The organism is Aquidulcibacter sp., assembly GCF_020253525.1.
Lineage (GTDB): Bacteria > Pseudomonadota > Alphaproteobacteria > Caulobacterales > Aquidulcibacteraceae > Aquidulcibacter.
The window spans coordinates 1-19,642 of the sequence record NZ_JADCBK010000141.1 but is presented as its reverse complement, the minus strand read 5'-3'; the positions used below and the strand labels follow the sequence as shown (position 1 = coordinate 19,642).

16 protein-coding genes are annotated in these 19,642 nt (G+C 56.1%); 13 read left to right on the top strand and 3 right to left on the bottom strand.

All coding sequences use genetic code 11. The features are described 5' to 3' along the window. Window positions 1–39: 39 nt before the first annotated feature. The 3 genes from IOB61_RS14815 (at window position 40) to ribB (ending at window position 2,150) form a co-directional block, all read left to right on the top strand. The gene (locus tag IOB61_RS14815; protein ID WP_290818385.1) at window positions 40–294 is read left to right on the top strand and encodes a hypothetical protein; all 255 of its coding nucleotides are present in this window, start codon (window positions 40–42) and stop codon (window positions 292–294) included. 93 nt (window positions 295–387) lie between these two features. Continuing rightward, window positions 388–711 (top strand): hypothetical protein, encoded by a 324-nt coding sequence (locus IOB61_RS14810; protein WP_290818382.1) that lies wholly within the window; start codon window positions 388–390, stop codon window positions 709–711. A 143-nt stretch (window positions 712–854) separates the two neighbouring features. Next, window positions 855–2,150, top strand: coding sequence for a 3,4-dihydroxy-2-butanone-4-phosphate synthase (gene ribB / locus IOB61_RS14805; protein WP_290818379.1), 1,296 nt, complete (start codon window positions 855–857; stop codon window positions 2,148–2,150). Between the two features lie 43 nt (window positions 2,151–2,193). Here ribB and IOB61_RS14800 read toward each other — a convergent pair whose 3' ends face one another. Further along, the gene (locus IOB61_RS14800) at window positions 2,194–3,762 is read right to left on the bottom strand and encodes an AMP-binding protein (RefSeq protein ID WP_290818376.1); all 1,569 of its coding nucleotides are present in this window, start codon (window positions 3,760–3,762) and stop codon (window positions 2,194–2,196) included. A 238-nt stretch (window positions 3,763–4,000) separates the two neighbouring features. Here IOB61_RS14800 and IOB61_RS14795 point away from each other — a divergent pair, with 238 nt between their 5' ends. The 5 genes from IOB61_RS14795 (at window position 4,001) to IOB61_RS14775 (ending at window position 10,768) form a co-directional block, all read left to right on the top strand. Then, window positions 4,001–6,451 (top strand): M1 family metallopeptidase, encoded by a 2,451-nt coding sequence (locus tag IOB61_RS14795; RefSeq protein WP_290818373.1) that lies wholly within the window; start codon window positions 4,001–4,003, stop codon window positions 6,449–6,451. 1 nt (window position 6,452) lies between these two features. Then, entirely contained in the window at window positions 6,453–6,950 is a 498-nt protein-coding gene (locus IOB61_RS14790; RefSeq protein WP_290818370.1) for a DUF6702 family protein, read from the top strand. Window positions 6,951–7,025: 75 nt separating this feature from the next. Continuing rightward, the gene (gene lipA, locus IOB61_RS14785; protein ID WP_290818367.1) at window positions 7,026–7,991 is read left to right on the top strand and encodes a lipoyl synthase; all 966 of its coding nucleotides are present in this window, start codon (window positions 7,026–7,028) and stop codon (window positions 7,989–7,991) included. Beyond that, window positions 7,988–8,440: a type II toxin-antitoxin system RatA family toxin gene (locus IOB61_RS14780; protein ID WP_290818364.1), complete on the top strand. Its 453-nt coding sequence runs from the start codon at window positions 7,988–7,990 to the stop codon at window positions 8,438–8,440. The genes lipA and IOB61_RS14780 overlap by 4 nt, the downstream gene beginning before the upstream one ends. Window positions 8,441–8,467: 27 nt before the next feature. Next, on the top strand, window positions 8,468–10,768 hold the full coding sequence (locus IOB61_RS14775; protein WP_290818361.1) for a fused MFS/spermidine synthase: 2,301 nt from the start codon (window positions 8,468–8,470) through the stop codon (window positions 10,766–10,768). Between the two features lie 42 nt (window positions 10,769–10,810). Here the strand turns inward: IOB61_RS14775 and IOB61_RS14770 are convergent, their stop codons facing one another. Both IOB61_RS14770 and ispF read right to left on the bottom strand, forming a co-directional pair. Next, entirely contained in the window at window positions 10,811–11,305 is a 495-nt protein-coding gene (locus IOB61_RS14770) for a CinA family protein (protein WP_290802730.1), read from the bottom strand. Between the two features lie 16 nt (window positions 11,306–11,321). Continuing rightward, window positions 11,322–12,551, bottom strand: a complete 1,230-nt coding sequence (gene ispF / locus IOB61_RS14765; protein WP_290818358.1) for a 2-C-methyl-D-erythritol 2,4-cyclodiphosphate synthase — start codon at window positions 12,549–12,551, stop codon at window positions 11,322–11,324. Window positions 12,552–12,791: 240 nt separating this feature from the next. Here ispF and IOB61_RS14760 point away from each other — a divergent pair, with 240 nt between their 5' ends. The 5 genes from IOB61_RS14760 to IOB61_RS14740 all read left to right on the top strand — a co-directional run. Continuing rightward, the gene (locus IOB61_RS14760; protein WP_290818355.1) at window positions 12,792–13,949 is read left to right on the top strand and encodes an ATP-binding protein; all 1,158 of its coding nucleotides are present in this window, start codon (window positions 12,792–12,794) and stop codon (window positions 13,947–13,949) included. A 9-nt stretch (window positions 13,950–13,958) separates the two neighbouring features. After that, a complete protein-coding gene (locus IOB61_RS14755; RefSeq protein WP_085339960.1) occupies window positions 13,959–15,374 on the top strand; it encodes a sigma 54-interacting transcriptional regulator in 1,416 nt (471 codons plus the stop codon). 49 nt (window positions 15,375–15,423) lie between these two features. After that, window positions 15,424–17,688, top strand: coding sequence for a PAS domain-containing sensor histidine kinase (locus tag IOB61_RS14750; protein ID WP_290818352.1), 2,265 nt, complete (start codon window positions 15,424–15,426; stop codon window positions 17,686–17,688). Continuing rightward, window positions 17,678–19,069, top strand: a complete 1,392-nt coding sequence (locus tag IOB61_RS14745) for a sigma-54 dependent transcriptional regulator (RefSeq protein ID WP_290818350.1) — start codon at window positions 17,678–17,680, stop codon at window positions 19,067–19,069. The genes IOB61_RS14750 and IOB61_RS14745 overlap by 11 nt, the downstream gene beginning before the upstream one ends. Before the next feature lie 2 nt (window positions 19,070–19,071). Then, the coding region (locus IOB61_RS14740; protein ID WP_290818347.1) for an aminotransferase class IV at window positions 19,072–19,642 on the top strand (571 nt) is incomplete at its 3' end.

Here is a 19,642-nt window from a genome sequence, read left to right as displayed (position 1 = left end):
TTGCCATTACTATGAGGTTTAGGAAGGAGGTTAAACCTTATGAACGGTTTCATAGATTTTGAATGGATCGCTGCGCAAGCTGGCGTACCTGTCAGTTTCTTAATCGGCATTCCTATTTTCTTTGCCATTATTTTGACGCTCGCGTCGATGATGGGTTCAAAAGAACCCGAAAACTACCGAATTGGCCGTCATGCGGAGGCCAAACGTGGTGCCTCTTGGCTTGCGCCTGTGGGGCTGGTTGTCTTGATTGGTGTCGCTCTAACCAATTACGGACACTTTTTTGTACCACACTAATACGAACTACCTTGTACAGGCTTTGTTTAGTGTGATTGATAACCCTAAATTTGTGGGTTGATCGTAAAATGGTTCATCCTCGAGGAGGTGACCATGTTTTACGACTTGCTCTATACGTTGAAAGAGATGGTTTCCACGTTGAACCTGGCAGCCATTACTTGTCCTGCTGGACTGATTATTGCGCTCCATTACATGTCTGAGCGCAAGAGAGATGCGCATAGGATAGACTATGATCCAGTCATGCGGCGCAAATATGAGTTGGAAGCCCAATCGCCGACGGGATTTGCCAGCTTTATGGTTGTCGTTGGATTGGGCATGGCATTTTTGAGCATGGCCTATTTGGGTTGGCCCAGTGAAACCCGCCAACAGTCCCAGGCGGCTTGGCAATTCATTCAAACCTTCACAGGCAAGTCGTAATTAGTCTGTCCAACCCGCGGTCAAGGCCATCGGCGCGGATTGGGACCAAACTGCTAACTTGACTAGACGTGTGTGAATTTCGCACGTTATAGCTACCCGAAGACAAATTTGTGCGATTTTTGCGCAATGCTGGAGGTGAGCTGATGGACGTCGTCTGGTTTCGCAATCGCATGAAGGAAGTTGGGGCAACCCAAGAAGATATTGGTGCGGCTATTGGGCGCGACCGCTCGGCGGCAAGCCGCCTCTTGTCTGGGGCACTCGAATTCAAGGCTGCCCATGCTGCACCTTTGGCTTTGGTTCTCAAGACGAGCGCTAGCGAGATTTTGATGCGGGCCGGGGTCGATATTGGAACCCCACCCAGTAGCCGGACACCCCATGCACGCGTTGAAGCGGCCATCGAGGCTTTTGCTGCAGGTGAAATCATTGTCGTCACCGACGATGACGACCGCGAGAATGAGGGTGACCTCATTATGGCGGCGAGCCTGTGCACGCCTGAAAAGATGGCCTTTATCGTGCGCCATACTTCCGGCATTGTGTGTGCGCCGCTAACCCGCGACATTGCGCGGAAACTTCGGCTTGACCCGATGGTTGCCAATAATGATGCGCCCTTATCGACCGCCTTTACGGTCTCGGTCGATGTGCGCCACGGCACTACAACGGGGATTTCAGCAGAAGATCGGACTAATACCTGTCGGGCGCTGGCTAACCCAAACATTGGCGCGGCAGACTTTGTTCGTCCGGGCCATGTGTTTCCCCTTGTTGCCCGCGATGGCGGTGTTTTGGTGCGCACAGGCCATACAGAGGCTACCGTCGATTTGTGCCGCATGGCAGGCTTGCCCGAAGTTGGCGTCATTTGTGAGATGATGAATGACGATGGTACCGTGATGCGTGGGCCACAAGTGGCCGCTTTTGCCGCGCAACATAACCTCAAACATGTCTCAATCGCCGAAATGATTGCCTATCGCCAGTCGCGCGAGAAGCTGGTGGAGCGGGTTTCGAGCTTTACCGTAGAAACCGAGAATGGGCCTGTGCAGGGCTATGCCTATGCAACCCCGTTTGACCCTGTCCATCACTTGGCCTTTGTCGTTGGCAAGATTGGGGCGGGTGAGAATGTGCCGACCCGGCTGCACCGTGCCGATGTCGTCAAAGATGTGTTTGGGGGTGCCCCAGCCATCAAAGCGGCGATGGAGACCTTCCGCACCGAAGGCCGCGGCGTCTTGGTCTATTTGCGCGACGGGACCGTCGGGGTGCCGTTCCAACAGCATCAAGAGACGGAGTCGGAAACCCGGCGCTTACAAACCTGGCGTGAAGTCGGCGTTGGTGCCCAAATCCTGCGCGACTTGGGCGTCCATTCGATCAAATTGCTGACCCGCTCGACCCATAAATTTGCGGGTCTCGGCGGCTTTGGCATTGAGATTTCCGAAGTCGACAGCCGCTAGGCGGGGCGTGGCCCACCTAGACTAAGCCCTAAGCTTGGCCAAGCTAGGCCGTGACCGTCTCTGGCTTTTCCTGAGCAATGCGCTGGGCGTTGACATAGTCAATCTTACCAGTCCCCAAGAGGGGCACTTCTGCGATCTTGATGATCTTCTTAGGAAGAGCCAGTTCGGCTGCCCCATTGGCCTTGTACCAAGCCAGAAGGTCAGAGCGCTCAGCAAAATCGCAATCAGTCAGAAGCACGATCTGCTCACCCTTTTTCGGGTCATTGACCGCGACAGCGACATGCAAATTGTCTGGCCAACAACTGGTTGCGTAATTTTCAACCGCTGTTAGCGACACCATTTCGCCGCCAATTTTCGCAAAGCGCTTCACCCGACCCTTAATGGTCAAGAAGCCATCTTTATCGATGGCAACCACATCGCCTGTATCATGCCAGCCGCCGGGCAGGGGCTGGATTTCGCCTGGCGCATCGACGCGAACATAGCCGCGCATCAGATTGGGGCCACGCACATAGAGCCTGCCGCCACCATCAATGCCAGGGATGCTTTCAAGCTTCCATTCAATGCCTGGAACCAAGCGACCACATGTACCCGGACGGTTATTATGGTCTGGCGTATTGACGGCGATAATGGGTGAGGCTTCGGTTGCGCCATAGCCTTCCACGATGGGCACATTAAAGCGCGACAACATGGTTTGCCGGGTTTCTTCCTTCACCCGCTCTGCACCGCAAACAATAAAGCGCAAGCTATTGAGGTCCCCCTCATCGGCTTGGCGCGCATATTGGTTCACAAAAGTGTCGGTGCCGAACAGGATCGTCGCCTGGGTTTCGCGTACCATTTTGACAATATTCTTCGCCTGCAAGGGCGAGGGGAATAAGACGCACTTCATGCCTTGCAACAGCGGCAAGAAAGTTCCGCCCGTCAGGCCAAAGCAATGGAAGATAGGCAGGGGGTTAAAGACGATGTCTTCTGGGTTCAAATCCACATGGCCGGCAACTTGTTCGACATTGGCGACCAGATTGGCGTGACTGAGCGCGACGCCCTTTGGAATACCTTCAGTGCCCGAGGTAAACAGCATAACAGCCGTTGAATCAGGATCTGTTTTGACGCGGGCAATGAAAGGAGCCGTCGCATCGAGCAGGCCACGGGCCTTATCCAAGCCACTTAGGCTTTCGCGCACATCTTCCAAATAGACGATCTTATAGTCTTTTTGGAGCTCTTGAACGAGGCCGGTCAGATTGGCTTGGTCGACAAAGCGCTTTGCCGTCAAAATCGTGCGGACTTGGGCGGCGCTGCAGGCTGCACGAATATTTTTGATGCCTGCGGTAAAGTTCAACATGGCGGGGGTACGGCCGAAAGCCATCAGGCCAAACAGGGCGACCATGCCACCGACCGAATTTGCAATCAAAACGCCGACATTTTCTTTGGGCTCGGTCAAAGCAGCCAATTTGCGACCCAAAACGAACGACCCCAAAACCAGCCGATCATAGGTCAAAGGCGCGCGGTCAGCATCTTCCAAGATTTCCTTCTTGCCGCCAAAACGACCGCGGGCTTCAAGCAAGGCATCAAAAACAGTGCGCCGCGTACGGGCAACATCATATGGGCGAACAGGCATGCTGGGGTCCTAGAATGCGTTTCCAAGTTTACCGGCTTGAGGCGTTTGCTCGCCCTATTTTTGACGACCGGTCTCGGCGCGAAGCTAACGACATCACACGAGATTGCAATTTGTTTCAGCAATAGAGCGCGCTTTTGCGCTCAAATTGCCGTGTTCACAGGGTGAACAAGGCGGAGCCGATCGGCAAACCTCAGTCCCCTACTTGAGATTCGGCCTGCTCCCATGTCAGAAGTGATCTATGAAAAGTATTCGTATCTTCTGGGCCTTTTTGATCGCTATTTCTTGTGCGGTTGTGGCCACTCAGCCCCTTTCAGCGCAAGCGGTCCAACAGACGAAGGGCGACTTCCAAGATAAGTTCCGCCAACTCGACCCGGAAGATGCGCCAACCCCAAATGCGTATCGTGCCGCCTCGGGGGCTCCTGGCCACAAATATTGGCAGCAAAAGGTCGATTATAAGATCAATGTCAGCCTGAATGAGGCCACCAAAACCCTCAGCGGATCGGCCGACATCACCTATACCAATAATTCGCCCGATACTTTGACCTATCTCTGGCTGATGCTGGACCAAAATGACGTCAAGAAGAACTCAATTGCTGAACTAACCCAAACCACCGATGAAACAGGTCGGATCAGCTTCAATCAGGTTCGCCGGGCTCAAGCCATCCGCGACAGCGAGGGTGGGTTCACCATCACCAAAGTCACCAATCCTGCGGGCAATGGCCTTGTCTTTGACGTGGTCGACACCCTGTTGCGGGTTGATTTGGTAGAGCCCCTAAAGCCTGGCCAAAGTGTTGCATTCAAAGTGGAATGGACTTTGCCGATGCGCGACTCGCGTCTGATCGGCGGCCGGAATGGCTATGAGTGTTTCACCAAAGCTGATCAGGATGGCAATTGTATCTTCCTTGCGGCCCAATGGTTCCCCCGCGCGGCGGTCTATTCTGACTATGAAGGTTGGCACAATAAGAGCTTCTTGGGTCGGGGCGAATTCACCTTAGAATTTGGCGATTATGAAGTTGCCATCACGGTGCCGAGTGATTTTGCCATTTCCTCGACCGGTGAGTTGGTCAATCCAACTGAGATTCTCTCACCCGCGCAGCAAGAGCGCTTGGCAAAGGCCCGCACCAGCTATCGTGACCCCGTCTATATTGTGACGCCACAAGAGGCTGCAGCGGCCGAAAAGGCGAAGGCTACAACGACCAAGACGTGGCGCTTTAAGGCACAAAATGTGCGCGACTTTGCTTGGGCAGGTTCGCGCAAATTCATCTGGGATGCGATGGCTGTGAAACAGCCCGGGGCCAGCGACGTGATGGCTATGAGCTTCTTCCCGAAGGAAGGCGATCCTTTGTGGTCGGCCTATTCGACCAAAAGCATTGCCCACACGATCAATGTCTATGGCCGCATGACCTTTGCCTATCCCTATCCCGTGGCCCAATCGGTCAATGGCCCTGTTGGCGGCATGGAATATCCCATGATCACCTTCAACGGCCCCCGCCCAGAGAAGGATAGCGCTGGTAATCTGACCTATTCAGACCGGTCCAAATATGGCCTGATCAGCGTCATCATCCATGAAGTTGGCCATATTTGGTTCCCCATGATCGTCAATTCTGACGAACGGCAATGGACCTGGATGGATGAAGGCCTCAACACCTTCTTGCAATATGTGGCCGAACAAGAATGGTCAGAAGCCTATCCCTCGCGCCGGGGCGATCCACGCGACATCACCGAATATATGCGCTCCAGCAACCAAGTGCCCATCATGACCCAGTCAGATTCGGTCCAGCGCCTGGGCGATAATGCGTATGGCAAGCCGGCAACGGCTTTGGTTGTCTTGCGCGAAACCGTTATTGGCCGGGCACGTTTTGACCGCGCCTTTAAAGAATATGCGACCCGCTGGCGCTTTAAGCGGCCAACGCCGTATGACTTTTTCCGCTCGATGGAAGAAAGCTCTGGCGTTGATCTCGATTGGTTCTGGCGTGCGTGGTTCTATTCAACCGACCATGTCGACATCAGCCTGACAAACGTCCGCGAAGGCACAATCGACACGCAAAACCCTGATATTGAATCCGCCCGTCGCATTGCAGAGCGCGACGCCAAGCCGATTGAATTGGGCCAGCTCAACAATAAGGGCATGAAGACCTTTGCCGATAATGACCCATCGGTTTTGGATTATTATGATCGCACCGATCCGCTTGCCCCCACCAAAGGCCAAAGGGCACGCGCGGCAACTGCCCGTGCGGCTTTAAGCCCCGAAGAGCGCGCCGTTTTGGATGTGAAGGACCGCTTCTATATCGTGAGCCTTGAAAACAAGGGTGGCGTGGTGTCGCCCGTGATTTTGAAGTTCACATTCAAGGATGGCACCAGCGATACCGTCGCTATTCCAGCGGAAATCTGGCGCTATGATGCGCGCAAAGTAAACTGGACCTATATGACGCCGAAAGATGTTGTCCAAGTCGAACTCGACCCACGCCAAGAAACTGCTGATGTGGATCGGTCGAACAATTACTTCCCAAGCCGGATCGAACCGACCCGTTTGGAAGTGTTCAAGGCAGCCCAAGGTCCGCGCAATCTGATGCAGGACAATGATTTGGCCGTAAGCCAAGACTCTCTGCAAACCAAGCCGGCTGTTGCGCCAAAGGCGAGCACAAGCACCGGGGCAGGGGCCGCGACAGGCGCGCGCCCCAATCGCTAGGATGAAGCGCTTTACCGCAATCGGATGGGGGCTGTTGGCCATTGCCCTGCTCAGCAGCCCCGTCTTCGCCCATCGGATTGAGGCGGCCTTAAGTGTAGTTGAGGTCAATCCCACTAGTGGGGTGTTGGAGGTCACCCACAGGCTCTATGCGCATGACCTCGAACATGCGCTGGATCTCGGCCCTGTGGGGGCTGGCTATTTCGAGACGCCTGAAGGGCAAGTGGCGATTAAGGCCTATTGTGAGCGGCAGTTTTTCTTGGGCGACCGTCAGGGCAAGGCCCTTTCCCTTCAATTCATTGGTGCGGAATTGTCGGGCGATTTGCTTTATGTCTATTTCGAAGCGGGGCGTTACCGCGGTCGGGACCTGACGATCGATTCCAATTTGCTACAGGATTTTACCGAGGCACAAGTCAATCAGGTCAATGTGCGTCGGGCAGGGAAAACTGTTTCGGCGCGCTTTCAGACGGGCACGCCAGCCAAGCGAATGGCTTTGCCGTAAGAACCCATATCAGCTCTGCGCAATGGAATGGACTTGGACCTTTCCTTTTGCCGCGAAAGGTCTCATTTAAGGCCTATGGTTACGCTCATCGACACCCAAGCCAAGCGCGCCGCGCGCCACCCTGAAAAGCAGAAACGGCCCGATAGCGTCGTGATGCGCAAGCCTGAATGGATCCGCGTGCGGGCACCAGGTGGGGACGTCTATGAACAGACCCGCGCGATTGTGAAAGAAAACCGCCTTGTCACCGTGTGTGAAGAGGCAGGTTGCCCCAATATTGGCGAGTGCTGGAGTAAGAAGCACGCGACCATGATGATTATGGGCGACACCTGTACGCGGGCTTGTTCCTTCTGCAATGTCAAAACTGGCAAGCCTAACGCGCTTGACCGCGACGAGCCCGCCAATGTCGCCAAGGCCGTTGCCACCATGGGCCTTGAACATGTGGTGATCACCTCCGTTGACCGCGATGATCTCGACGATGGTGGGGCTTCCCACTTTGTTGAGACGATCCAAGCAATCCGGGCTGCAACTCCGAAGACGACGATTGAGATCCTGACGCCAGACTTTTTGCGTAAAGCAGGGGCGGCTGAAGCCGTGATTGATGCCAAGCCCGATGTCTTCAACCACAATCTGGAAACTGTGCCCCGGCTCTATCTCTCTATCCGCCCTGGTGCGCGCTATTACGCCTCGCTGCGTCTGTTGGAACGGGTGAAAGAGCGCGACCCCAACCAGTTCACCAAGTCTGGCTTGATGGTAGGCTTAGGCGAGACCAAAGAAGAAGTGATGCAGGTGATGGATGACATGCGCTCTGCCGGCGTCGATTTCCTCACCATTGGCCAATATCTGCAACCAACCCGCAAACATGCCCCGGTGGACCGCTTTGTCACACCCCAGGAGTTTGAGGCCTATGAGACGATTGCCTTGTCCAAGGGGTTCTTGATTGTATCAGCTTCCCCGCTCACCCGCTCCAGCCATCATGCAGGGGAAGATTTTGCGCGTCTGAAAGCGGCCCGTGAGGCGCGTCAGGATCAGATCGGATCGTGAGCCGGTTTGAGACCATCGAACTCTTGCCCTTTGCGCCAGATGATCTTCTGTCGCTGGTGAGCGATGTTCCCGCCTATTCGCGCTTTTTGCCTTGGGTAAAGGCGTCTCGTATCTCCCAACTCAAACAAACGCCGCAAGGACGCTATTTCGTTGGCGAAGCCGTTGTTGGCTATAAGGCGTTTCGGGCGCAATTTTCGACCCATGTCGATGTGGATGAAAAGGCGCGCACGGTGACGACCCGATTGATCCAAGGCCCGTTTCGCTCACTGAAATGTGTCTGGGGGTTTCGGGAAAGCGAGTCCGGCACTTTGGTTGATTTAAGCTTAGATTTTGAGTTTTCTGAGCCGTTTTTGGCTGAACTTCTTCGCGCCAATATGGATAAAGCTGTTTCCAAGCTGATTATGGCCTTCACAGAAGAGGCCAAAAGGCGCTACGCCCTAATCGGTTAGGCGAGGCTTTTAGAAGGAGGGTGCTGCGTGACCGATGCGGTTTTAAATGACCAAGATCCAGCGCCAACGCCAGCGCCTGTCGCGCCCTCGCCACTGATGAAGTCGGTTGGGTGGCTCTATCCTGCGACCACCTTCCTGTCGGCAGCGCTTTTGTTCACGCTCCAGCCCCTGTTTGCAAAAATGCTGACCCCGATGATGGGGGGCACGCCGGCGGTTTGGAATACAGCGCTGGTCTTTTATCAAGGCGCGCTGTTGATCGGCTATCTTTATGCCCATTTGATCGCCACCCATTTACGGCCACGACAGCAATTGATTGTCCACGCCAGCGTTCTGGTCGTTGGGCTCTTATTCTTGCCAATCCAGATTTCAGGCTTAGTCGGCCCCCCCGATGTGGAAAGCCCGATAGGCTGGACTTTAGGGGCGCTCTTGTTATCGCTTGGCGGGCCGATCATTGCGATTTCGGCAACCGCGCCCTTGATCCAAGCCTGGCGCGCCCGCTTAGGCGATGCGGTTGACCCGTATCGACTTTATGCCGCCTCTAACCTTGGTAGCTTTGCCGCACTCGCCGCTTTCCCCTTCCTGATTGAGCCGATGATCGGGGCAAAGCTTCAGTCGGTCATTTGGGCGATTGGCTATCTCATCCTGATGATCGCCCTGATTGTTTCCCTCTATGCGGTGCCCGCTGACAGCCAAGCGCCAAAGGAAACGGCTTTGCGCAAGACGACCTGGCTTGAGCGCCTGACTTGGGTTGCCTTTGCCGCCCCGCCATCGGCGCTTTTAGTTGCCGTGACGACCCATCTAACCACGGATGTGGCCTCTGTGCCGCTTTTGTGGATACCGCCACTTGCCTTGTTCCTATTGACCTTCGTGATCGCGTTTTCAGCTCTCGGCGACAAGATTGCAGAAGGGGCGGGGCCGCTCAAATTCATGGTGGTATTTCTGCTCGCAGCTGCAATGGCCTCCAATACGGATGGCGGGCTCAACGGCCTGTTGATCCATCTGGCAGCCTTTTTCATTGTGGTGCTCTGTTGCCATTTAGAGCTTGCCGTACGACGGCCAGAGCCCGCGCGGCTGACGGAGTTTTACCTCTGGATGTCGCTTGGCGGGGTTTTGGGTGGAGCAGCAACCGCACTGTTGGCGCCCATCCTTTTGAACACCACCATCGAGTATCATTTGGCTCTCGTGGCCGCTCTGGCCGTGGCACCTTGGCACCGGGCCGATTTGAAATGGGCTTTGCCTGCGGTTGCTATCGCGCTTGGCGTGGCTGCGCTTTATCAAAATTCCTTTGACGCCTTCTTGTGGTTGGATGAAAACTTCCCGATCAAAGGGGAAGCCGAGGGAACTTTCTCACCCTTCTGGCGCGACCTTTTGTTGATTGACCGGCCGGAGTTTGCCGGTGCGATCCTATGTTCCATTCTTGCTCTAGCCGCCCTGATGGCGGCGCGCTCGGCCCCCATTGTCGCGGCAATTGGCGGCATCGCTTTGTTACTGCCCGTGCTGACGGAAGATGGCGATGGGGTGCAATTCCGCGAACGCAGCTTCTTTGGCGTGCTTGAAATCGAAGATAGTGGTGAAGCGCCCACCGGATGGCGCTATCTCTCGCACGGCACGACCCTGCATGGTGTCATGAGCTTGGACCCCAATCGTAACCGCGAGCCTATGTCCTATTATTACCGCGAGACACCGATTGGAACCTTGTTCGAAGAAGCCACCAACGCCAAGCCGACGGATTTGCACGCAGGCGTGATTGGTCTCGGCATGGGCTCTACCACGTGTTACGCCAAGCCCGGCCAGAAGTGGAAAGTGTTTGAAATCGACCAAGATGTGGTGCGTGCTGCCACGGACCCCAATCTGGTTGGCTTTTTAAACCGCTGTGCACCCGATGCAGAGATTATCTTGGGCGATGCACGCCTGCAGATGCAAAACCAACCCGATAATTGGTTTGATATTCTGTTGGTTGACGCATTTTCTTCTGACGCCATCCCAACCCATATGATCACGCAAGAAGCCATTGGCTCTTTCATGAAAAAGATGGCCCCCGATGGGATTATGATCGTCCATATCTCCAACCGTTATCTTGACCTCGGCACGATTGTCGCCGACGCCGCCCACAAGCTGGGCTATGCGGCGATGGAAGGTAATCGCGATGGGGCGGCCGATAATCCCAATGCCGACACCAGCGTCCGCGTCGTCGTCATCGCCAAAACCCCCGAGCGCTTGCAGGGCTATGCGCTGCCTATGTGGCAATTGATGATGCCCCGCAAAGAGCCAAAGCCCTGGACCGATGACCACACCGATATCTTGCGGGCCATCATGCCGGATGAGTGAGGTGTGTATCCTCAGCCCAGAAGCAGGCAGGACAACGCCGCTTTAGGCCTCCAGCCCATCCTGCAACATGCGCAGCGCGACGCGGACAGCTTCAAGGCGCACTTTTTCGCGGCCAATATCGCCAAACAAATGCTCTTCATGGCGGATAGAGCGGTTTTCCCGCGCGCTGGCGAAATGGACGAGGCCGACAGGTTTCATCCCCGTGCCGCCGCCAGGGCCTGCAATGCCCGTGATCGCCACGCTAAGGTTTGCCCGGCTCTCGTGCAGCGCGCCTTCAGCCAAGGCCCGCGCGACAGGTTCAGAGACCGCGCCAAAATCTGCCAGAAGGTCGCCCGGCACATGCAGCATCTCTTCCTTGGCGCGGTTGGAATAGACCACAAAGCCACGCTCAAACACGGCCGAAGAGCCTGCAATCTCGGTCAAAAGGGCGGCGACCAGGCCGCCGGTACAGCTTTCTGCCGTGGTGATTTTAATGCCGCGCGCTTCAGCGTCCCCGATCAGCAGCCGGGCTGCCATGACGAGGTCTTGGGGGAAAATCGACATGAATGCGATCCTAAGTTAGAGCAGTGCCAAAATCGGCGGGCAGTAGGATGGTAGCAGTGGCTTGGGCGGCAATGCCTTCGGCACGTCCGGTAAAGCCCATGCCTTCGGTCGTGGTGGCTTTGACAGAAACTTGGCTCTCTCGCAGGCCTAAGAGCTCAGCGGTCTTTCGAACCATCGCTTCGCGATGCGGCCCGATCTTGGGCCGCTCACAAATGATGGTGAGGTCGATATGATTGATGCTGCCGCCGGCTGCCCGCACCATCTCGCCGGCATGGGCCAAAAAGATGCTTGAGGCTGCACCCCGCCATTGCGGGTCTGTTGGGGGGAAGTGCCTGCCAATATCGCCAGCCGATAGAGCGCCATAGATTGCATCGGCCAAACAATGCCACGCCACATCGGCATCGGAATGACCTGCCAGCCCATGGGAATGAGGTACTTCCACGCCACACAAGGTCACAAAAGTCCCTTCGGCAAACTTGTGCGCATCAAAGCCAGAACCGATGCGGGGCAGGAGCTGTGGGGCGAGTAGGCGCGTCATACGGTCAAAATCCTCTGGCCACGTAATTTTCTCGAGGAGCGGGCTACCAGCCACCACTTGCACATTTGCCCCAAAGGCTTTGGCCACGGCCACATCATCAAGCGGCACCTGATCTGCGGGCAGGGCGGCATAAGCGGCTTGGATCAGGTTGGCCCTAAAGGCTTGCGGGGTTTGGATGCGGACCAACCCATCGCGGGCTTGGGTCTGTTGCACTTGGCCATCGGGGGCGAGCCAGAGGGCGTCTGCTATTGGAAGGCCGGGCGCGGCACCGTCTGCGCCTGCCTCAAGCGCGAGAAACAAGTGGTCGAGCACAGTCTGGCTCAGACCCGGCCGGGCGGCATCATGAATGAAGCAAAAGGATCCGCCGATGGCTGCTGCAGCTTGCAAGCCGCTGGCGACCGATTGCGTCCGCGTCTGCCCTGCATCGGCTAGCCGGACCGGGATCGACCCCGCGCACGCCAAAACGCGCTCGCGCATCTCGGGCGCACAGACAACCACAATCGCACCAAATCGCGGGTCGCGGCTGAAAGCTTCTAAGCTCCACCGCAGGATCGGCTTTCCACCCAAAGACTGAAATTGCTTGGGCAGGTCGATTTGCCCGCTAGAACCAGCCTTCGCAGCGGCCTGTTTCGCCCGCGTTCCGGTTCCGCCCGCAACAAGAATTGCAACGGCCATAGGGGATGAAGATTGGAGAGGGTCCATGGCGCAACCTTAGCCAGTTTGAGTCTGACACTCCAGCGGCTTTGCCTGCTGTGGGGCGAAGTTGGCGATCCTGTCCATTTTGACCACGGAGCGGATGAGAGGTGGTAATTTCACGAAATCGAACAAAAATTAGGCGGAAGATGATGAATAAATTTGCAATGAACTTAATATGACCTGCTGTTTTGACGTAGTCTGCCATTTATGTAAGCATCATGCTCTAACCAATTGGAAATGCCTGTTTTGGACCGCCTGAAAAACTCCTCGCTCTCGGTTGATTTCGTCCCCGGTCTGCCAACCGACCGAGAAGGCCAGATTGCCGCTGCCTTCTTGGAAGCGCTGCCGCTGCCTGCCTTGGGTGTCGAGGGGGGTGGGCAGATCATTTTGGCCAATGGTGCCGCCCAAGATATCTTTTTAAAATCGGTACGCAGCATCAAGGCCAATGGCATTTTGGGCCTGTTTAGCGAAGATAGTCCGATCCATGACTTGATTGAGCGGGCACGGGTTTCCGGCTCCCCCGTCAGCGGCCGCGACATGACTTTGCGTGGCCCAAGCTTTGGGGATTTTTCCTGTGACATCACAGCCTCTCCGAGCGAGGATGGTGGCTTTATCGCCTTAGTGGTGCGCCCAAAGGGACGCGGGCGTGATTTGTCCGAGCGCATGCAGGATATGGCTGGGGCCCGCTCCATGGCCGCCTTAGGCCGGACTTTGGCGCATGAGGTGAAAAACCCCTTAGCCGGCATTCGTGGTGCGGCCCAACTCTTGTTGCGCGATGCCGATCCTTCTGAGCTAGAACTCGTCAATCTCATTGTAGAAGAGACCGATCGGGTTAGGCGCTTGATTGATCGGATGGAAAGCTTTGGTGCCGATCCCCCCATCGAATTTGCGCCAGTCAATGTGCATGCCTCGCTAGAGCGGGTTGCAACCCTTGCTGAAAATGGCTTCGCCCGCGAAATCAGCGTGAAACGCCGCTTTGACCCTTCTTTGCCCGATGCGTTGGGGGATGAGGATCAATTGATCCAAGTGTTCTTGAACCTCGCCAAAAATGCAGCCGAGGCTGCGCAGTCGCGGCCCGAGGGGGCAGAGATTATTCTGGCGACCGCCTATCGACACGGCGTTCGCATGCGCACCCCTTCAGGGGAAGCGCGCGATCTGCCGTTAGAAATTGCCTTTTATGATAATGGCCGGGGCGTTGCCGAAGACGTCAAAGACTGTTTGTTTGAACCCTTTGTTTCAACCAAACCCGCCAGCGGGGGCCTTGGCCTGCCCTTGGTCCAAAAGATTGTGAACGCGCATGGCGGCGTGGTCGACTTTGAGTCTGAACCTGGGCGGACCGTGTTTCGGGTTCGTTTGCCGCTCTCCACCCAAAGATCTGGTCTGCAAACCAGCAAAAACAAGTAGGACAGAAGAATGAGTGTTGCTGGGCGTAATGTGTTGATTGCCGACGATGATGCGTCAATCCGATTGGTCTTGTCCCAGGCTTTAGCCCGCGAAGGCTATCAGGTGCGCGCGACGGGCAATGCCGCAACCTTGTGGAAATGGATCAAGGAAGGTGAGGGGGACCTCGTCCTAACCGATGTGATGATGCCGGATGGCAATTTGTTCGACTATTTGCCCCGCATGCGGATGGAGCGCCCAAAACTGCCCATCATTGTGATGAGTGCCCAGAATACCTTGTTGACGGCGGTATCGGCTGCCGAACATGGCGCTTATGAATATCTGCCCAAGCCGTTTGATCTTGATGTGATGGTGGGCTTGGTGCGGCGTGCGCTGGAAGGCAAAAAAGACTTTAATGCCTCCAATCAACAGCGAAAGGCCGAAAAAGAAGAGCGCCTGCCCCTAATTGGCCGCTCCCTGCCCATGCAGGAAGTTTATCGAACCTTGTCGCGTGCGGCAGGTTTTGACCTGACGGTTCTGATCGAGGGCGAGTCTGGGGTTGGGAAAAAACTCGTCGCGCGCGTGTTGCATGAATATGGCAGGCGCAAGTCTGGCCCCTTTGTGACCTTGAGCTTGGCGGCTCTTGATCCGCGCAGTCTTGACCAAGCCATTGAAGGCCACAATGGCGTAGGCTTGTTTGCCCAAGCGGCCGGCGGAACCCTCTTCCTTGATGGTCTGGCCGATGCACCTCTGCCAACCCAAGCCCGCTTAGCGCGTATTTTAGCCGATACCAGTGGCCCAAAGTCGGCCCTGGGAGATGTGCGACTAGTTGCGGCGAGTGACCGCGAACTCAAAGGTCTGGTGATGAACGGGACCTTCCGAGAAGACCTCTATTATCGCCTGAATGTGATTACGATCAGTGTGCCCCCCTTGCGAGAGCGGATGAGCGATGTTCCTGACCTCGCTCGGGCGTTTCTGGCACGCGCGACCAAGGACGGCTTGGGGGAAAAGGCGCTGGATAAATCAGGTGCCGATGAACTTGAAACCTGGTCGTGGCCCGGCAATGTGCGTGAGTTAGAAAATGTGATGCGACGCATCGCGGCATTGAGCCCTGACCCGGTAATCGGCGCGGATACCATCCGGCGGGAGTTGTTCAGAGAGCGCAGCCAGCCCATCGTGACCGGCCATGTCGGCCAAGACGATGATCTTGAGACCGTGGCGCGGACCGCAATTTCTAAGCTCATTGCCCAAGCTTCGGCGTCGGGTAAATCCATGACCGATTTGCATGAGAGCGTGATTGCCGCCGTAGAGCGGCCTTTATTTGAACTGACCTTGAGGGAAACACGGGGCAATCAAATTAAGGCTGCCGATATCTTGGGGCTTAATCGCAACACATTGCGCAAGCGCTTGGCCTTGTTGGATATTGATGTCGGGCGCGGGAAAGCCTAACACAGACAGGACTGTTGCGTTTTAGACACAATTGTGCTTTTCAGGGCACATGAGCTCACAACAGCCGGTCTCGCATCCCAGTCCGATCAGTGCCCGTGGCCCGGTTTTATCCGATGCTGCTCATATTTCCGTCACCGATATGGGCGCCTATGTCGCCGCCATTATCCTGACCTTTATCGGTCTGTTGTTTGCGGTTTCCGGTGGCGACATTGTGGGGCCAGCCAGTGCTTGGATTTTGGCGCTTCTGGTCATTAGTGGTCTATTGATCGCTTATTTGTCGATCCGTGTCGGCAGTCTGGTTTTGGCTTTACGCAAGGCAGGGGAAAAGGCACAAACCGGTGCCCGCCTGCACCTACGCTTTGTGCTGTTGTTTGCCGCCAATGGGGTGATCCCTGTCATTCTGATTGCCCTTTTTTCGGCCCTCACTATCGGCCAAGGCGTGCAAGCATGGTTTTCCGAGCAGGTTCGCGAGGCGGTACAAGCGACCCGCATCTTGGGCAATCAGTCGGTCGACAAGACCGCTGAGGCCACCAAAATTGATATTGCTGCCATGGCAGTCGACCTCAATGCGTCTGCCATTCAACTGAAGGCCAATCCGCAAGCCTATCGCGATTATCTCGCCCTGCAGGCGGATCGACGCGGCTTTGTGGCCGCTTATGTTCTAAATGCCCAAGGAACAAAGCTCGCGCAGGCCCAGCGACCACAGGGCGTGCCGGAATTCATTATGCCGGATGCGGGCGATTTTGCGACCGCGCAAGCGGGTGATGTCTCGATCAATATCGACCCATCGGCTGTGGTGCGGGCGCTTTATCGGCTCGACGCCTTTTCAAATTCCTATCTGGCGGTTGTACGGCTGCCAGAGCCCGGCCAATTGGCTTTGTTTGAAAAGGCGAAAAATGCGGTCTATGCCTATCAAGTGATTGAAGAGCGCCAAGGCTTGCTAAGGCTCTTGTTTGCGCTTGCTTATCTTGAAATCGTCTTATTGGTTTTGATCGGGTCTGTTTGGCTGGGGCTTGTCTCGGCGGGGCGGATTAGCGGGCCAATCGGTCTTTTGGCCGATGCGGCAGAGCGGGTGCGCGCAGGGGACATGAGTGCGCGGGTTGCCCAAGTTGGCGGCGGCGATGAAATCTCTGCTTTGGCGACCACGTTCAACAAAATGACGGGCGAATTGCAATTCCAGCGCCGGGCGCTGGAAGAGGCCGCTGAATATGCTGAAACCCGCTCTGCCTTCATCGGGGCCGTTTTGGAAGGTGTCTCGGCTGGTGTGGTCAGTCTCGACAATACCAATTGCGTGCGCGCCGCCAATGGTTCTGCTGGCCGCTTGCTCCAAACGCAAGACAACCGCCTTGAAGGCCGGGACTTTTCGATCATTGCACCCGAATTCATGGCCATTGTTTCAAGCGCCCGACCGCTTCATCCCGCCCAGGGACAAGCAGAGCGCTTGGTGGGTGCGGAGACCCTCTTGTTTGACGTGCGTGCCGCCTATGCAGGTGACGATTTGGTGGTGACCTTTGACGATGTGTCGGGCCTTCTGGCGGCGCAACGTCAAGCAGCATGGAAAGATGTGGCCCGCCGGATTGCCCATGAGATTAAGAACCCACTGACGCCCATCCAATTGTCGGCCGAGCGACTCAAGCGCAAATATGGCGATGTCATCACCAATGATCGCGACGTCTTCATCCGTATGACCGATACGATTGTGCGCCAAGTGACCGATATCGGGCGCATGGTGGACGAATTCTCAAGCTATGCGCGCATGCCATCGCCCAAATTTGCCGTCGATGATTTGAGCGAGGCGCTTCGCCAAGCCGTCTTTGCCCAGCGCATCGCGAGCCCTGATATTGAAGTCATCAGCACCCTGCCGCCAGAGCCTGTTTTGGTGTCGATGGATACGCGCCTCTTGATCCAAGCCTTTGCCAATATTCTAAAAAATGCAGGTGAGGGGATTGCGACCCGGCGCGCGCGCGATGATTCCGAGCTGGCTGGCCAGATTGAGGTGAGCCTGCATCTAAACGATAAAATGGCCTGGGTCGAAGTGATTGATAATGGCATCGGCTTTCCCGTCCATGATCGCCGCCGCTTGCTTGAACCCTATATGACAACACGCGCCAAAGGCACGGGGCTGGGCCTCGCCATTGTTGCGCGTGTGATGGAAGAACATGGCGGCAAGCTTGAACTTGCCGACCGCAAAGATGGCCAGACAGGGGCGCGGGTTTTGATGAACCTGCCCATCTGTGCGGCTGATACGGCATCCACCGCTCCCGACACCCCCTCACAAGAGCACGTAAGCTCGGAGTCTCCCCATGGCAGCTGAAATTCTCATCGTTGATGATGAAGCCGATATTCGCGATTTGGTTGGCGGCATTTTAGAAGACGAAGGCTATGTGGTCCGCTATGCCGCCGATTCAGACGGGGCTTTGGACGCTTTCCGTACGCGTCGTCCAGATCTTGTTGTTCTAGATGTTTGGTTGCAGGGCAGCCGCCTCGATGGTCTGGAGATCCTCTCCGTCGTGCAAGGCATCGACCCGACGATCCCCATCGTGCTTATCTCGGGCCATGGCACGATTGAAACCGCCGTCAGCGCGCTAAAGCGGGGTGCATTTGATTTCATCGAAAAGCCCTTCAAGTCGGATCGCTTAATCCTGATCATCAGTCGGGCCTTGGAAAGCGCACGTCTGCGGCGGGAGAATATGGCGCTTCGGGCACGAGCTGTGGCGGGCGATGAGCTGATTGGCGAAAGCACGGTCATGCTGCAGCTGCGCGCGGCCATTGAGAAAATTGCCCCGATGAATAGCCGGGTACTGATTACAGGTCCCTCTGGCTCAGGCAAGGAAGTCATCGCGCGGGCCCTGCATGCAGGCTCGCAACGCGCAGACGGCCCCTTTGTGGTGATTTCGGCGGCCGCCATCGCGCCCGAGCGCATGGAATCAGAGCTGTTTGGCGAAGAAACTAGCGAGGGCCGCCCGACCAAGATTGGCGTGTTTGAGCACGCCCATAATGGGACTTTGCTTTTGGACGAAGTCGCCGAAATGCCGATGGAGACCCAATCCAAGATTTTGCGGGTTTTGGTAGAACAGCGCTTCCGACGCTTAGGCGGCAGCAGCGATGTGTCGGTCAATGTGCGGGTCATTTCTTCAACCGCCCGCGATCTGCGCGAAGCGATCAGTTCAGGGCGCTTCCGGGAGGATTTGTTCCACCGACTTAATGTGGTTCCGATCCGTTCGCCTGCCTTGGCCGAACGCCGCGATGATGTGCCGCGCTTGGTGGAGCATTTCTCCAAGCGGGTTGCTGAGGCCAATGGTGTGGCCCAACGCCACTTCGGCCCAGAAGCCTTGGCTGCAATGCAAGCAGCCAGTTGGCCCGGAAATGTGCGCGAGCTTCGCAATTTGGTCGAGCGGATGCTGATCCTTGCCTCTGGCGATCCCAGTGAGCCCATTGATGCGGCTGCCTTAGCCCTCGACGGGGTAGGAGTTGGCGAATTGGCGGATCGCACCGGCTTGCACCAATTGGTGTCCTTACCCTTGCGAGAAGCCCGCGAATTGTTCGAGCGCGAATATCTGGCAGCCCAGATCACGCGCTTTGGTGGCAATATTTCACGAACCGCGTCATTCATCGGCATGGAGCGGTCAGCTTTGCACCGCAAACTCAAAAGTCTCGGTGTTGAAGGCACGCGCGGCTTCGACTTGGAGGGTTAGTCGTGCCAAGAATTGCTTATGTCGATGGCCAATTTGTGCGCCATGGGGAAGCCTCAGTCCATGTCGAAGATCGCGGCTTGCAATTTGGTGATGCCGTCTATGAAGTCTGGGCGGTCCGTAACGGCATTTTGTTCGATAGCGAAGGCCATTTAGCCCGGCTGGCGCGGTCTTTAGCCGCCTTGCAAATCAAAGCGCCCATGGCCGACCAAAGCTTGATGATCATTGTGCGCGAGTTGATGGTGCGCAACAAACTGAAAGATGGCTTGGTTTATCTCCAGATTTCACGTGGTGTTGCCCGCCGCGACCATCCATTTCCTGCCCATTCTAAGCCGAGCATCATTCTAACGGCGCGACCCATGAATATGGCCCAAGCCGATGCGCGCGCGGCCAAAGGCATCCAGGTGCAAACGCGTCCAGACAATCGCTGGGGCCGGGTAGATATCAAAACCGTCAATCTCCTGCCCAATGTTTTGGCGAAACAAGCTGCCTTAGAGGCAGGCTTTCAAGATGCTTGGTTTATCGATGGCTCCGGCATGGTTACCGAGGGTACCGCTCAAAATGCTTGGATCGTCG